This is a genomic window from Pectobacterium carotovorum (assembly GCF_900129615.1).
GTDB lineage: Bacteria > Pseudomonadota > Gammaproteobacteria > Enterobacterales > Enterobacteriaceae > Pectobacterium > Pectobacterium carotovorum.
This window is the reverse complement of sequence record NZ_FQWI01000002.1, coordinates 479,588-493,416: the sequence shown is the minus strand read 5'-3', so window position 1 is coordinate 493,416 and position 13,829 is coordinate 479,588. Positions and strand designations below refer to the sequence as shown.

Genomic DNA, 13,829 nt, shown 5'->3' with positions numbered 1-13,829 from the left:
TCTTATAACCCCGCTTTTAAACTTGCTTCAATAAATTTGTCCAGATCGCCATCCAGTACCGCCTGAGTGTTACGTGTTTCCACTCCGGTACGTAAATCTTTGATGCGCGAATCATCCAGAACATAGGAACGAATCTGGCTGCCCCAGCCGATATCAGATTTGTTGTCTTCCATCGCCTGTTTCTCAGCATTTTTCTTTTGCATCTCAAACTCGTACAGCTTCGCTTTCAGCTGTTTCATCGCCTGATCTTTGTTTTTATGCTGGGAACGGTCATTCTGACACTGCGTGACAATGTTGGTCGGAATGTGGGTAATACGCACGGCGGACTCTGTCCGGTTAACGTGCTGACCACCCGCACCAGATGCGCGGTACACGTCAATACGTAGGTCGGCTGGATTGATTTCGATATCAATATCGTCATCCACTTCCGGGTAGACAAACGCGGAGCTGAATGAGGTGTGACGGCGGCCGCCGGAATCGAACGGGCTCTTACGCACCAAACGGTGTACGCCAGTTTCGGTACGCAGCCAGCCAAACGCATAGTCACCGATGATCTTGATGGTGGCAGATTTCGTACCGGCCACGTCACCGTCTGACTCTTCAATAATTTCGGTTTTAAATCCTTTGGCTTCCGCCCAACGCAGGTACATACGCACCAGCATGCTGGCCCAGTCCTGCGCTTCCGTACCGCCAGAACCCGCCTGAATATCCAGGTAGCAATCCGCACTGTCGTACTGGCCGGAGAACATGCGACGGAATTCGAGCTGGCCTAATTTATTTTCCAGCGCATCCAGTTCTACCGACGTCTCATTAAAGGTGTCTTCGTCGTCTTCTTCCACCGCGAGCTCAAGCAGACCATTCACATCTTCCAGACCCTGAGTCAGTTGATCGATGGTGTCTACGATGGCTTCCAGCGAGGAGCGTTCTTTCCCCAATGCCTGAGCGCGTTCAGGCTCATTCCAGACATCAGGCTGTTCCAGTTCTGCGTTTACTTCTTCGAGGCGTTCTTTCTTGGCATCATAGTCAAAGATACCCCCTAAGAACGGCACTACGTTCAGACAGATCCTGAATGCGGTTTTTTACCGGATTAATTTCAAACATGATTTTTTATATTCTTACGTTAAGTCGTTGACAACGGAATGGTGTAACCCGCCATTCTAGCGGATAAAAGGCGCGTTTTATAGACTTTCTGCCCACCGTATGTGGTTCACGCGCGCGGCCACAGATGTTGGATCATCAATTGCACCGAGCGTTTACCACGAAACTCATTAATATCCAGCCGATACACCATTTCCACTTCTTTAATGCTCGGATCCGGCCAGATGGTGGTATCGACATTGAAAGCGATACCATCTAACAGCGGCACAGCGCCAGTTGCGCCTATCGGTTCAAACATCGCTTTCAAATGGCGTTCTTTGAGTAAACGGGGTTGCAGAATACGGAAGCAACCATCGAACGTCGGTTCAGGGAATGCCTGCCCCCACGGCCCGGCGTAGCGCAGCATTTCTGCCGTCGATAACAAATCCAGCTCCGGCAGAGCCAGTTCACCATCAGACCAGACAACGCCTTCAAGCTGAGATGGGTCCAGCCATTCGCCAACCAATTCGCCGAAGCGCTGGCGGAAATCCTCAAACCGATCTTCATGCAGCGATAGCCCAGCCGCCATCGCGTGTCCGCCGAATTTATCCATCATACCGGGGTACAGCGTATCCAGCCGCTCCAGCGCATCACGCAGATGCAGACCAGAAATAGAACGCCCCGACCCTTTCAACATGCCGTCGCCCGCGGGCGCAAAGGCAATTACCGGACGATGAAAGCGTTCTTTAATGCGCGAAGCCAGAATGCCAACGACGCCCTGATGCCACTCTGGGTGATACATCGCCAGCCCGTAAGGCAATTCAGTACGAGTGCGTTCCAGCGATTCACACAGGCGCAGCGCTTCGACCTGCATTCCCTGTTCGATCTCCCGCCTGTCCTGATTCAACGCATCTAAATCATTAGCCAGCATGCGCGCCTGAGTAATATCGTTACTCAATAACAGCTCAACGCCGACCGTCATATCATCCAACCGACCAGCTGCATTGAGACGTGGCCCGATGGCAAAGCCTAAATCGCTGGAGACCAGCTGGCTGGCATCGCGGTTCGCCACTTCCAGCAGCGCCCGAATGCCCGGACGACACTCACCCGCACGAATGCGGTTCAGCCCCTGTGCAACCAGAATTCGGTTATTGGCATCCAGCGGCACGACGTCAGCGACCGTACCCAGCGCAACCAGATCCAGTAATTCGGTGAGATTCGGCTTCGCCAGCCCCTGTTGCGTAAAAAAGGGCTGCGTAAACCAGTCGCTATCGCGCAGGCGCACGAACAGCGCCATCATCAGGTAAAACGCGACGCCCACGCCCGCCAGTGCCTTGGAAGGAAACTGACAGTCAGGCAGATTGGGGTTAATCATGGCGTCGGCAGCAGGCAAAATTTCGCCCGGCAGATGGTGATCGGTCACCAGCACCGCGATACCGCGCCGATGCGCATCTTCGACCCCCGCGTGAGAAGAGATTCCGTTATCCACGGTCACAATCACTTCCGCACCCAGCGCGGCAGCCTGTGCCACCACTTCAGGGCTTAGTCCGTAGCCGTTTTCAAAACGGTTCGGCACCAGATATTTCACGTTCACGCCACCCATACTGCGCAGCGCTAATACGGTGAGCGCGGTGCTGGTGGCACCATCGGCATCAAAGTCGCCAACGATGACGATGCGGCGCTTCTCGGCCAGCGTGTGTTGCAGCAGATCAATCGCTTTATCAATGCCGCTGAGCAAACGGTAATCGAGTAAACCACTCAGACTACGTTCCAGCTCCTGCGCACCTTTCACGCCGCGCTGCGCATAAAGGCGACGCAGCAAGGGCGGAACGGTGTCAGGTAAATCAATGTCCTCCGCCAGCGGACGCCGACGGAGTTGGGTAATCATATCCACGTAGCATTAACCGCCGGTTTTTTTCGAGGCTTTGTGTGCTTCCAGCATCGCCAGCATCTCTTTCGGCCCTTGATATCCCGGTACGACCATACCGTCTTGCAGCACGATGGCAGGGGTGCCCTGCACGCCAAACTGGATGCCCAGTTGGTAATGCGCGGCGATATCGGTTTTGCACGTTGCTGCCGAGATCGCGTCGCCCTTCATCGCGCTATCAAACGCTTTATTGCGATCGGCCACGCACCAGATGGACTGCATATCTTTCGCTGCTGGCGATTTCATGCCCTGACGCGGGAAGGCCAGATAGCGCACGGTAATGCCTAGCGCGTTGTAGTCTTTCATCTGTTCATGCAGTTTGTGGCAATAGCCGCAGGTGATGTCGGTGAACACGGTGATAACGTGTTTTTCCTGCGCGGCTTTATAAACAATCATCTGTTCCTGTAGCGCATCCAGCTTGCCGATCAGGATTTTATTAGTGGTGTTAACCGGCATGGTGCCGCTCACGTCGTAAAGCGGGCCTTGCAGCAAATGCTTGCCGTCTTCGCTGATGTACAGCACACCGCTATCGGTAATGACGGTTTTCATACCCACCATCGGCGAAGGCAGGATTTCCGCCCCTTGCATATCCAGACGCGTCAACGTCTGCTTGATCGCAGCATCATCGGCGTGTGCAAAATTGGTCGCCGTGGCCACCAGCAAAGAAAGCAGTAATAACCCTTTTTTCATTTCATCAATCCTGTGTTTTCGCAACATGGTTCGTAGCAAAATAGCATTGTACCAATGCGCTGTGATAGTAAGCGGGAAATCCCGCCAGCCAGATAACATCCTGTTACTCTGTATAATGACTTGGTGGTTACGTTATCCCTATGCGCGCGGATGGTGCTGCTGATGCAGCTGCTTCAGCCGCTCCGTCGCGACATGGGTGTAAATCTGCGTCGTGGAAAGATCGCTGTGCCCCAAGAGCATCTGTACGACCCGTAAATCCGCGCCGTGGTTCAATAAATGGGTCGCAAACGCGTGGCGCAAGACGTGCGGCGAGAGCTTTTCGCTGTCGATGGACGCCAGCACCGCATAATGCTTGATGCGATGCCAGAACGTCTGGCGCGTCATTTGCCGTGCGCGACTGCTGGGAAACAGCACATCCAGCGTCTGCCCATTTAGCAACCACGGGCGACCATGTTCCAGATAATACTCGATCCAGTACACCGCTTCTTCACCGAGCGGCACCAGCCGTTCTTTATTGCCTTTCCCCAGCACGCGCACCACGCCCTGCCGCAGGCTGACATCACTCATCGTCAAACTGACCAGCTCGGAAACACGCAGCCCCGTCGCATACAATACCTCAAGCATGGCCTTATCGCGTAATTCCAACGGTTGTTCAATGCTTGGGGCGTTTAGCAACGCATCAACCTGCGCCTCGCTCAAATCTTTGGGTAGACGCTGTGGCAGTTTTGGCGATGACAGCACAGCACTCGGATCGTCGCTACGAAGCTTTTCCCGATAAAGGTACTGAAAGAAGCGGCGCATCGCGCTCAGCAAGCGAGCCGAGCTGGTCGCCTTGTAGCCCCCCTCGACTCTGTCAGCGAGAAACGCCTGAAGATCGAGCGACTGCACCTGTAGCAAACCGTTCTCATGATGTGCAAGCCACTCCGCGAGCGTTCGCAGATCCAGCCGATAAGAGGCCAGCGTATTCTCTGCCAGATTTCTTTCCAGCCACAGCGCATCGAGAAACTGTTCAATAAGCGCCTGATCGTGTTCTTGCATCGCCGTGTCCTTCTTCACTGATTGGCAATATTATGCCGATGAAGCGGCGACTTTACACCTTCATCAGGTCCGCCTTCTCTCGTAAACAGAATTGTGCGTAATCTCACATATTCCGCGAACATCAACATCACCATAACATTCTCCGGCAAAAATAAGGCTACGGCACATTATATTTTATGTATCGACAATATATTGGAACAGGCTCCTTGAAGCCGCGTGTCTACTGGCATTGACCTTACTGAATCAACGTTGAAAAGCCGATTTTTCTGTGCGTAGAATGGCTGTTCGTGTTGTTAAAATAAAGAAACATTATGCAAGCCACCACCATCACTCCCACTCTCGATGCCGAAGCGGAAGCGCCACCCGTAAACTCACGCAACAAAGTGATTGTTGCGTCATTAATTGGCACCGCTATCGAATTTTTCGATTTTTATATCTATGCTACCGCTGCGGTGCTGATTTTCCCGCACATTTTCTTCCCACAAGGCGATCCGACTGCTGCGACGCTACAGTCGCTCGCCACCTTTGCGATTGCCTTTGTGGCTCGCCCTATTGGCTCGGCAGTCTTCGGTCACTTTGGTGACCGCGTCGGACGTAAAGTCACGCTGGTCGCTTCTCTGCTGACCATGGGGATTTCAACCGTTCTGATTGGGCTGTTACCGACCTACGAAACCATTGGTATTTTTGCACCGATTCTGCTGGCACTGGCGCGCTTCGGCCAGGGTCTGGGTCTGGGCGGTGAATGGGGCGGCGCGGCGCTGCTGGCGACCGAAAATGCCCCGTCCCATAAACGTGCGCTGTATGGGTCGTTCCCCCAGCTTGGCGCACCGATTGGCTTCTTCTTCGCTAACGGCACCTTCCTGCTGTTGTCCTGGCTGCTGACGGAAGAGCAGTTCATGACCTGGGGCTGGCGTGTGCCGTTCGTCGCGTCCGCCGCACTGGTGCTGGTTGGCCTGTATGTCCGTATCTCTCTGCATGAAGCCCCGGTCTTTACCAAAGCAGTCAAAGCCGGTAAGCAGGTGCGTATGCCGCTGGGCACGCTGCTCAGCAAGCATATGAAAGTCACGATCCTCGGCACCTTCATCATGCTGGCGACCTACACGCTGTTCTACATCATGACCGTTTACTCCATGACGTACGGTACGACGCCAGAACCTAAGGGGCTTGGCTTCTCGCGTAACAGTTTCCTGTTGATGCTGATGATTGCGGTGATCGGCTTTGGTCTGATGGTGCCGGTAGCGGGCTATCTGGCGGATGCTTTTGGCCGCCGTAAGACCATGATTACCATCACCTGCCTCATGATCGTCTTCGCTATGCTGTTCCCTTATATGCTCGGTTCAGGTAATCAGGCGCTGGTGATGGGCTTCCTGGTGCTGGGTCTGAGCATCATGGGGCTAACGTTCGGCCCGATGGGCGCTCTGCTGCCGGAACTGTTCCCGACGGAAGTGCGCTACACAGGCGCATCATTCTCCTATAACGTCTCGTCGATTCTGGGCGCATCAGTCGCACCGTATATCGCCGCGTGGCTGACGGCCAATTACGGCCTGTTCTATGTCGGCGTTTATCTGGCTGCTATGGCATCGCTGACGCTGATCGCGCTGCTGGCAACCAAGGAAACGCGTCACCAGTCCCTGGGATAATGTCCCTTCAGTGTGGGCTACGGCCCTCACTACTCCTTCCCTTTTTCACGATATCACCAAACCGTTCATCCCCACTCAGATAATAACCTCTAGTTATTATCACTTTGATACATTTTCGCATTTACCAGGCCAATTAAGTGAGGTATACCAACAGGCCTATCGGTGTAACAAATCCGTTCGGTACAACAATCAAATTAGGATGCAAAAATGTTTTCAAAACATTATGACGTTGAGGACAGTCATATCGACTTTCAGGGCGTCGTCGACGGCCTCTACTACCCGTTTTACATGGAGTGGACGCGCCATGCCTTTATGAAAGAGGCGCTGGGCATTGATATTGAAGAAGAGTTCAAGCAGGGAAAGATTTACATGGTACTGGAGTACACGCTGCGCTTCCGTAAAAGCCTGCAAAAAGGCGATCGATTAGAAGTGACCTGCCAGTTGGAAAAGAACGAAAAACGTAACCGTGTCAATTTCGTTCAGCACATCAAGGTTGGCGGCGTCACTTACGCAGAAGCCACGTTTGTCGCCACGTGCCTGACCAATGGTCGACCATCAATGCCGGAAGCGGTAACGAATGCGTTAGCACTTTAAGCGTTCGTGTTGCCATGAGTTCTCCTCGTTAGCACACTCGACATCTACGCGGGTGTGCTAATGCAGAGATCCTGAATCTTGTAATGAGAGATGTTCTTCCCTCTGAAATCATCCCCCCAATACGATTATTTCCCCCTCCATTTAAGCCAATAGTTCCGCACCGCGTGTTTCACCAGCGATTGTAAAAGACCTCAATATCATCGAATATGGCACCCATTGCCTGTTTTCTGCTGCAAATGAACGATGGACTTGTCGCCTTTAGGCAGTGACATCGCTGCGCAGAGACTGAATCAACGCATTGATTGTAAAAAATAATTAAATCATGGACTTATAGACAGTATGAAAATCGGTCTGTTTTACGGCTCAAGCACCTGCTACACCGAAATGGCGGCGGAAAAAATTCGCGACATTCTGGGCGAAGAACTGGTAGATCTGCACAACGTTAAGGATGTCGACCCTCAACGTATGGAAGATTACAGTACGCTGATTCTCGGCATCCCCACCTGGGATTTCGGTGAGATTCAGGAAGACTGGGAGAACATCTGGGGTCAATTAGCGACGCTAAACCTCAAAGGTAAAGTCGTCGCGCTCTACGGTATGGGCGACCAGCTTGGCTATAGCGAATGGTTCCTTGATGCGCTGGGCATGCTGCATGACCAACTGCTGCCACTGGGTGTCACATTTATTGGATATTGGTCAATAGAGGGCTACGACTTCACCAGTCCGAAACCGCTGACCGCCGACGGCAAACACTTTGTCGGGCTGGCGCTGGACGAAGTGAATCAATACGATCTCAGCGATGAACGGCTGGAACAGTGGTGCGAACAAATCCTGCAAGAGATGTCATCACTACTGTAAATAGTATGAACCGACAGGAGTAAGCACGATGAAAATGTTACTCATAGCAGTCACAGGATTGTTGCTTGCCGGGTGCGCTCAAACAGGCACGCAGGAATACGCCAGAAATCTGGGCGGGAAATGCGATGTACCGCAATATTACGCTATCGATTTCTCAAGGTTTGATGAGACCGCGCAGCAAATCGCGCACGCGACGGGTTGCGGTATCATCACCGATACCACGCTGACGGGCGCGATTAAACCGCATCCCGTTAAAGGTTATTTAACCAGACGGGAAGCGGTGTTTATGGCGATTCAGGGTACGTCGTTGAAGGTGGTCAAACAGGAACCGGATACGGTTACCGTTGAGTAAAACGTTCGCGGATACCGTTGTGACCGGCATCCGCGAATATTGATATCCGCAGAGGTTGAAGTCGCTTAGCGCTTTTGTAACCAGCGGGTACGCGCAGCGGTATCAAGGAAGCTCCACGCCACAAAGCGGCTTTGCTTCTGGCCTTGCGCCATATCTATCGTTCTGACCTTCTCCACGTCAACCGCTTCCAGCGCGCGATAAATCTCCGGCAGGTTCTCTTTACGTGACACCAGCGACGTAAACCACAGGCACTGACGGGCAAAACCGGCGCTCTCTTTGATCATCTGACCAATAAAAGCGGACTCGCCACCTTCACACCACAGCTCATCCTGCTGGCCGCCAAAATTCAGCGGTGAGCGCTTATCCAGCCCCAGATTATGCAGTTTGCGCTGCGATCCCTGACGAGCATCCTCAGCGGAAGCATGGAACGGAGGATTGCACATGACGGCATCAAACGTGTCGTTCTTGTGAATGATGCCCGCCAGTATTGCTTTACTGTTCTTCTGACGTCGCAGGCGAATCGACCGATTCAAACCGGGATTGGCTTCAATGGTCTCATTGGCCGCTTTCATCGCTTGCGGATTGATCTCGCTGCCGGTAAAACGCCAGCCGTACTCGCGATGCCCAATCAGCGGGTAAATGCAGTTGGCACCGCAGCCGACATCCAGCACGGATGCATCGCGCGGTACCACCGAACGGTTATCTTCCGCCAGCAAGTCAGCCAGATGGTGGATATAGTCGGCGCGACCAGGAATCGGCGGGCACAGAAAGCCCTCAGGAATCGTCCAGTGCTCAATCTGATAAAAATGCTGCAACAGCGCCTGATTCAGCGTTTTCACCGCCTCGGGATTGGCAAAGTCCACGGACTCATCACCGTAGGCATTCACCTTTACAAACGGGATAAGCGCAGGATAGCTCTGTTTGAGCGCGGGAAAATCATAACGGTCGCGATGGCGATTACGAGGGTGCAGACCATTTTTTTGCACTGCGGGCTTAGTCATCAGTTATATCCAATCAATTTCAAAGCACGGCCAAACGATGACCGAATAAAAACATGTCCAACGCGCTGCTATCTTGCCCAGTGTTTCTGCTGCAAAAGAATTTGACGCAAGTGACGCCATTCATCATCGCCCATGCTGTCCGATGCCAGCCACAGCTGTTGCTTGTCTTTACCGTTAACCGATTGTAATGACAGTAATACGCCATTCTTCAGCAGCCACGGTCGTTTAACGATCTGCCATTCCTGCTGCCGCCAGTTCAGGGTCGTTTCGCTGAGCAGAACGATTTCCCCCTGTCGGGATTTAATATTCCGTTGGCTACGGATAAAACCGAACATCACCATCGTGACCAGGCATAGCCATAGCCACGCGTAGCCGTCCGGCCACGGTGCCAGCAGAATGAGCAATACTAATAGGCCATGCACAACCAATGACAGCAGTTGCATGCGCCAGGAAACACGAAGGTCACATCGCCACTGGGCCACGGTCTTTATTTCGCGTCTGAATAAGGGAAATCATGCGTTTCAGCTCTCCGTCCTTCGGTTCACCGTGGTTCATCAGCCAGTTGAATAAATCGGGATCGTCGCTTTGTAACAAGCGTACAAACGTGCGCTTATCAGTGTCATTAAGTGTGTCATAGTCATGCTCAAAAAACGGCATGATCGCGATATCCAATTCGCGCATACCACGGCGGCATGCCCAATGAATGCGTGATTTATTATCGATTTCCATATTTCATGTCCACCTTGTTATCGCTGCTTGCCGCTAGTGTACTCCGATTCCGGTAGCGGGTATCAACTAATAGTAACATTTTGACATAGTTTACCGACGTGCGCCGCGCCGAGTGCGCTCATCAGCATCAGGATGTGCTCTGCAATAACGCAGCGTGAATAACCACTTGCAAACCCTGAGCGCTCTTTTACCATTAGGTCATTCGGGTATCGCCCTTAGCGCAGGATTGTACTATATGGTTAATCAACATACGGCTCATCAACGCCCTTTTGCATCACAACCCCCATTTGCTTCCGCTCAACTGGCCGCTACGCTCATCTCTCTGGATGACTGGGCGCTGGTCACGATGGTCGGGCCGGATACCGTCAAATATCTTCAGGGGCAGGTCACCGCGGATGTCGGAGCGCTGCCTGACGATGGGCACACCCTTTGCGCCCACTGCGACGCGAAAGGAAAAATGTGGAGCAACCTGCGTCTGTTCCATCACGGCGAAGGCTTTGCTTTTATTGAGCGTCGTAATCTACGCGACGCCCAGCTTAACGAACTGAAAAAATACGCCGTTTTCTCGAAAACGACCATCGCACCAGACGACAACGCCATCCTGCTGGGCGCGGCGGGTGCGGGCATCCGCGAGCTGCTGGCCTCTGTATTTAGCCAGCTTCCTGAAGCTGAACACCCTGTTGTGCAGCACGAAGGGGCTACCTTACTGCATTTCGCCCATCCTGCAGAACGTTTCTTGCTGGTACTGTCTCCTGAGCACAGTGCGTCGCTGCTTGAACAGCTCGGCGATAAAGTCAGCCTGAATGACAGCCGTCAATGGCTGACGCTGGATATTGAAGCAGGTCAGCCCATCATTGACAGCGCAAACAGTGCGCAGTTCATCCCGCAAGCGACTAATTTACAGGCATTAAATGGGATTAGCTTCAGCAAAGGGTGCTATACCGGTCAGGAAATGGTCGCTCGGGCAAAATATCGCGGTGCGAACAAGCGCGCGCTTTACTGGCTGGCGGGTAAGGCAAATAAGGTACCGCAGGCGGGGGACGATCTCGAATTACAGCTCGGTGAGAACTGGCGTCGTACCGGTACCGTGTTGGCCGCCAGCCAATTGCAGAACGGTGACGTATGGGTACAGGCAGTGCTGAATAACGATCTTACCGCAGAGAACGTTTTGCGTGTACGTGAAGATGCAGAAAGCCATCTCACGGTTCAGCCTCTGCCATATGAAATCACGGATTAATTCGACGAGTGATACCGCGCATGAGCCACCTTGGCTCATGCGTTTTATGCAGGATTAGATATAAAGATAAATCGCCAGAAAGTGGCAGACGCTGCCGCCCAACACAAAGCCGTGCCAAATCGCGTGATTATAGGGAATCCGCTTGCAGGCGTAGAAAATCACCCCTAGCGTGTACACCACGCCGCCCACCGCCAGCAGCGTTACACTTCCCGCCGCCAGCTTCATCACCATCTGATAAATCACCACCAGCGACAGCCAGCCCATCACCAAATAGGTAATCAACGACAGCACTTCAAAACGGTGAGCAAACGCCAGTTTGAAAATCACGCCCAGCAGCGCCATGCCCCAGATCACGACCATCAGGCCATGCGCCAGCGGCGAATCCAGCCCCACCAGCAAAAATGGCGTATAGGTTCCGGCAATCAATAGATAGATGGCGCAGTGATCGAATTTCTTCAGCCACGGCTTAATACGCTGAGACGGAATCGCGTGATACAACGTCGACGCCAGAAACAACAGGATAATGCTGCCGCCATAGAGGCTGTAGCTGGTAATCGCCACGCTGCCGGCGTCATTGTTGACTGCCTGCACCAGCAATAAAATCAGACCTACAATTCCTAAAATCACACCGATTCCGTGGCTTATGCTGTTCGCAATTTCCTCTGCCAGAGAGTAATCCGACATTTGTTCATTTTTTGACATCAATCGATTCCACAGTATTCGGCAACAGAACACGTCGTGTGCTGACGTTATTCGCCCGCCTTTCCTGCTTTAGTACAGGATGAAACAGGCGTAGGTGTTTAACCTTTGAGCAGATTAACTGAGAATAGTTTCAGTGTACACGTGTAAGCTAAAATATTTACTCTTGCCTTGCTTCCGGCTTGCTCTCTCGCTTAGCCTGTAATCATGCATGTCAATCTCGGGCGACATCCCCTACAATGATCGACGTCGATATCTCCCTGTTTAGAGGTAAGTTTTTCATGTCATCTGCCCCATCAACTCTGAATTTCGGTTCCATGACCGATGTCTTCGGCTTTCTGATAGAAATCGATAAACTAAAAAGCGTGCAGCGCCGTAACAAAATTATCGGCAGCGAACGTCACGAAGATTCTGCCGAACACAGCTGGCATTTTGCCGTCGCGGCGATGGCGCTGGCGCCTTATGCCGGTGAAGGCGTCGATATCCAGCGCGTGATCCAAATGGCGCTGATTCACGACATCGTTGAAATCGATGCGGGCGATGTGCTCGTTTACGATCTTTCCGCTCGTCTGGCGATTCACGATCAGGAAGTCGCTGCCGCCGCCCGTATTTTCGGCCTGCTGCCCGAGCCACAGCGCCAGCAATTCCACGATCTGTGGGAAGAATACGAAGCGAATGAAACCCCCAGCGCCCAGTTCGCTCTGGTGCTTGACCGCGTCATGCCAATGCTGATGAATTTGTCTAACGGTGGCCAAAGCTGGGTAGAAAACGGCATCCGTCTGGAACAGGTTCTTGACCGCGCCGAGTTCATCGCCACGATCAACCCGGAACTGTGGCAATACCTCCAGCAACATCTGGAAGACGCCAAAGCCAAGGGCTGGTTGCTATAATTCGGTTTTCCCGCTAGACGCCCCGTCGCCGGGCATTCACGTCAGGAGAGGGTGATGTCTTTAAAAACAATCGCGAATAACCTGGGTTTGTCCGTGGCGGCAGTGAGTCGTGCGCTGAACGGCCATCGGGATATCTCCGACGCCACGCGCCAGCGTATTCAGGAAGAAGCGGAACGTATTGGCTATCGTCCCAATACGCACGCACGCCGCCTGAAAACGGGCAAAAGCAACGCCGTCGGACTGGTCTATCCCTACGCCTCTTCACTGAGTAACGATATTTTTTTCGAGATGATTGGCGCGATCAGCCGCAAACTGGCGCAGCATGAGGTCGATTTTCTCCTGCTGGCAGACGAGCAAGACGCCTGTCAGGGTGCCGCCCGGTTGATCGCCAGCCGCCGTATCGACGCGCTGATCGTCGCGCATACGTGTGAACAGGATGCACGGCTGACGTTACTGCAACGCCACAATGTGCCTTTTCTGGCGCTGGGCCGCAGCCAACTCCCTCACCCTTACGCCTGGTTCGATTTTGACAACCGCGCTGGCATGATGCTGGCAACCGAACACCTGATCGCGCTCGGCCATCGCCGTATCGCTATCTTAAGTGAAGACCACCCGCAGGCGTTTATTATGCAGCGTCGTCAGGGCTATCGCGATGCCCTGCAACGCCACGGCCTGCCGTTTCACGACGCCTATCTGCGCTGTGTTAACCCCACGCGCCGCGCGGGCTATCAGGCCATGCTCGACCTTCTGGCGCTGCCTGAACCACCCACCGCGATGGTGATGGACGGCAATGTCCACGGCGACGGTGCCGTTGCCGCATTGCAGCAGGCGGGTCGGCTTTCAGGTTCACACCCTATCGCTCTAGTGATGTATGACGGCCTGCCGCAGGATAGTCTGACCGATATCACCGTGACCGCCATCGAGCAAGCAACTCGCGAGCAGGTTGGCGAACAGATTGCCAGCATGATGCAGGCGCTGATCGCGGGCGAAGCCGTAGAAAACTTGCAGGTGTTGTGGCAACCAACATTACGCCTCGGCAACACGAGCTTTCCCGCCTAATCTATTCCGCTCCCTGCCACATTTTATAAAGCCACCGG

15 protein-coding genes are annotated in these 13,829 nt (G+C 53.3%); 7 read left to right on the top strand and 8 right to left on the bottom strand.

Annotated elements, in window-relative coordinates; all coding sequences use genetic code 11:
• Positions 1-2 precede the first annotated feature (2 nt).
• From prfB to xerD, 4 genes are all read right to left on the bottom strand, one after another.
• Positions 3-1,101, bottom strand: a protein-coding gene (gene prfB, locus BUB06_RS06505) for a peptide chain release factor 2 (RefSeq protein ID WP_102118025.1) whose coding sequence is annotated in 2 segments (ribosomal slippage) — positions 3-1,025 and positions 1,027-1,101 — 1,098 coding nt in all. Because the reading frame shifts where the segments join, the coding sequence is not laid out codon by codon here.
• A 106-nt stretch (positions 1,102-1,207) separates the two neighbouring features.
• Positions 1,208-2,971 (bottom strand): single-stranded-DNA-specific exonuclease RecJ, encoded by a 1,764-nt coding sequence (gene recJ / locus BUB06_RS06500; protein WP_175552153.1) that lies wholly within the window; start codon positions 2,969-2,971, stop codon positions 1,208-1,210.
• Positions 2,972-2,977: 6 nt separating this feature from the next.
• Entirely contained in the window at positions 2,978-3,694 is a 717-nt protein-coding gene (dsbC, locus tag BUB06_RS06495) for a bifunctional protein-disulfide isomerase/oxidoreductase DsbC (protein ID WP_039470810.1), read from the bottom strand.
• Positions 3,695-3,832: 138 nt separating this feature from the next.
• Positions 3,833-4,732, bottom strand: a complete 900-nt coding sequence (gene xerD, locus BUB06_RS06490) for a site-specific tyrosine recombinase XerD (RefSeq protein ID WP_039470808.1) — start codon at positions 4,730-4,732, stop codon at positions 3,833-3,835.
• 311 nt (positions 4,733-5,043) lie between these two features.
• On the opposite strand from xerD, the gene BUB06_RS06485 reads away from it, so the two are divergent.
• The 4 genes from BUB06_RS06485 to BUB06_RS06470 all read left to right on the top strand — a co-directional run bounded on the left by BUB06_RS06485 (position 5,044) and on the right by BUB06_RS06470 (position 8,176).
• The gene (locus BUB06_RS06485) at positions 5,044-6,372 is read left to right on the top strand and encodes an MFS transporter (protein ID WP_010301826.1); all 1,329 of its coding nucleotides are present in this window, start codon (positions 5,044-5,046) and stop codon (positions 6,370-6,372) included.
• Between the two features lie 207 nt (positions 6,373-6,579).
• Positions 6,580-6,966: an acyl-CoA thioesterase gene (locus BUB06_RS06480; protein ID WP_010301824.1), complete on the top strand. Its 387-nt coding sequence runs from the start codon at positions 6,580-6,582 to the stop codon at positions 6,964-6,966.
• Positions 6,967-7,305: 339 nt separating this feature from the next.
• Positions 7,306-7,824 carry a flavodoxin FldB gene (fldB, locus tag BUB06_RS06475; RefSeq protein WP_039470802.1) on the top strand — a complete coding sequence of 173 codons (519 nt, stop codon included), beginning with the start codon at positions 7,306-7,308 and terminating at the stop codon, positions 7,822-7,824.
• Between the two features lie 28 nt (positions 7,825-7,852).
• Positions 7,853-8,176 (top strand): hypothetical protein, encoded by a 324-nt coding sequence (locus tag BUB06_RS06470; RefSeq protein WP_010301820.1) that lies wholly within the window; start codon positions 7,853-7,855, stop codon positions 8,174-8,176.
• 65 nt (positions 8,177-8,241) lie between these two features.
• Here the strand turns inward: BUB06_RS06470 and rlmF are convergent, their stop codons facing one another.
• The 3 genes from rlmF to sdhE all read right to left on the bottom strand — a co-directional run bounded on the left by rlmF (position 8,242) and on the right by sdhE (position 9,906).
• Positions 8,242-9,177, bottom strand: a complete 936-nt coding sequence (gene rlmF / locus BUB06_RS06465; RefSeq protein WP_039470800.1) for a 23S rRNA (adenine(1618)-N(6))-methyltransferase RlmF — start codon at positions 9,175-9,177, stop codon at positions 8,242-8,244.
• Between the two features lie 68 nt (positions 9,178-9,245).
• The gene (locus tag BUB06_RS06460) at positions 9,246-9,620 is read right to left on the bottom strand and encodes a protein YgfX (protein WP_048329139.1); all 375 of its coding nucleotides are present in this window, start codon (positions 9,618-9,620) and stop codon (positions 9,246-9,248) included.
• A gap of 19 nt (positions 9,621-9,639) precedes the next feature.
• Entirely contained in the window at positions 9,640-9,906 is a 267-nt protein-coding gene (gene sdhE, locus BUB06_RS06455; RefSeq protein WP_039355397.1) for an FAD assembly factor SdhE, read from the bottom strand.
• A gap of 235 nt (positions 9,907-10,141) precedes the next feature.
• Between sdhE and ygfZ the strand changes: the two genes are divergently transcribed.
• Positions 10,142-11,143, top strand: a complete 1,002-nt coding sequence (ygfZ, locus tag BUB06_RS06450) for a tRNA-modifying protein YgfZ (RefSeq protein ID WP_039470796.1) — start codon at positions 10,142-10,144, stop codon at positions 11,141-11,143.
• A 54-nt stretch (positions 11,144-11,197) separates the two neighbouring features.
• Here the strand turns inward: ygfZ and trhA are convergent, their stop codons facing one another.
• A complete protein-coding gene (trhA, locus tag BUB06_RS06445; protein ID WP_039470794.1) occupies positions 11,198-11,845 on the bottom strand; it encodes a PAQR family membrane homeostasis protein TrhA in 648 nt (215 codons plus the stop codon).
• Between the two features lie 278 nt (positions 11,846-12,123).
• Here trhA and BUB06_RS06440 point away from each other — a divergent pair, with 278 nt between their 5' ends.
• Together BUB06_RS06440 and BUB06_RS06435 are read left to right on the top strand one after the other, a co-directional pair.
• The gene (locus tag BUB06_RS06440) at positions 12,124-12,732 is read left to right on the top strand and encodes an HD domain-containing protein (RefSeq protein ID WP_014914174.1); all 609 of its coding nucleotides are present in this window, start codon (positions 12,124-12,126) and stop codon (positions 12,730-12,732) included.
• A gap of 54 nt (positions 12,733-12,786) precedes the next feature.
• Positions 12,787-13,791, top strand: a complete 1,005-nt coding sequence (locus BUB06_RS06435; protein ID WP_039470792.1) for a LacI family DNA-binding transcriptional regulator — start codon at positions 12,787-12,789, stop codon at positions 13,789-13,791.
• Positions 13,792-13,829: the final 38 nt, after the last annotated feature.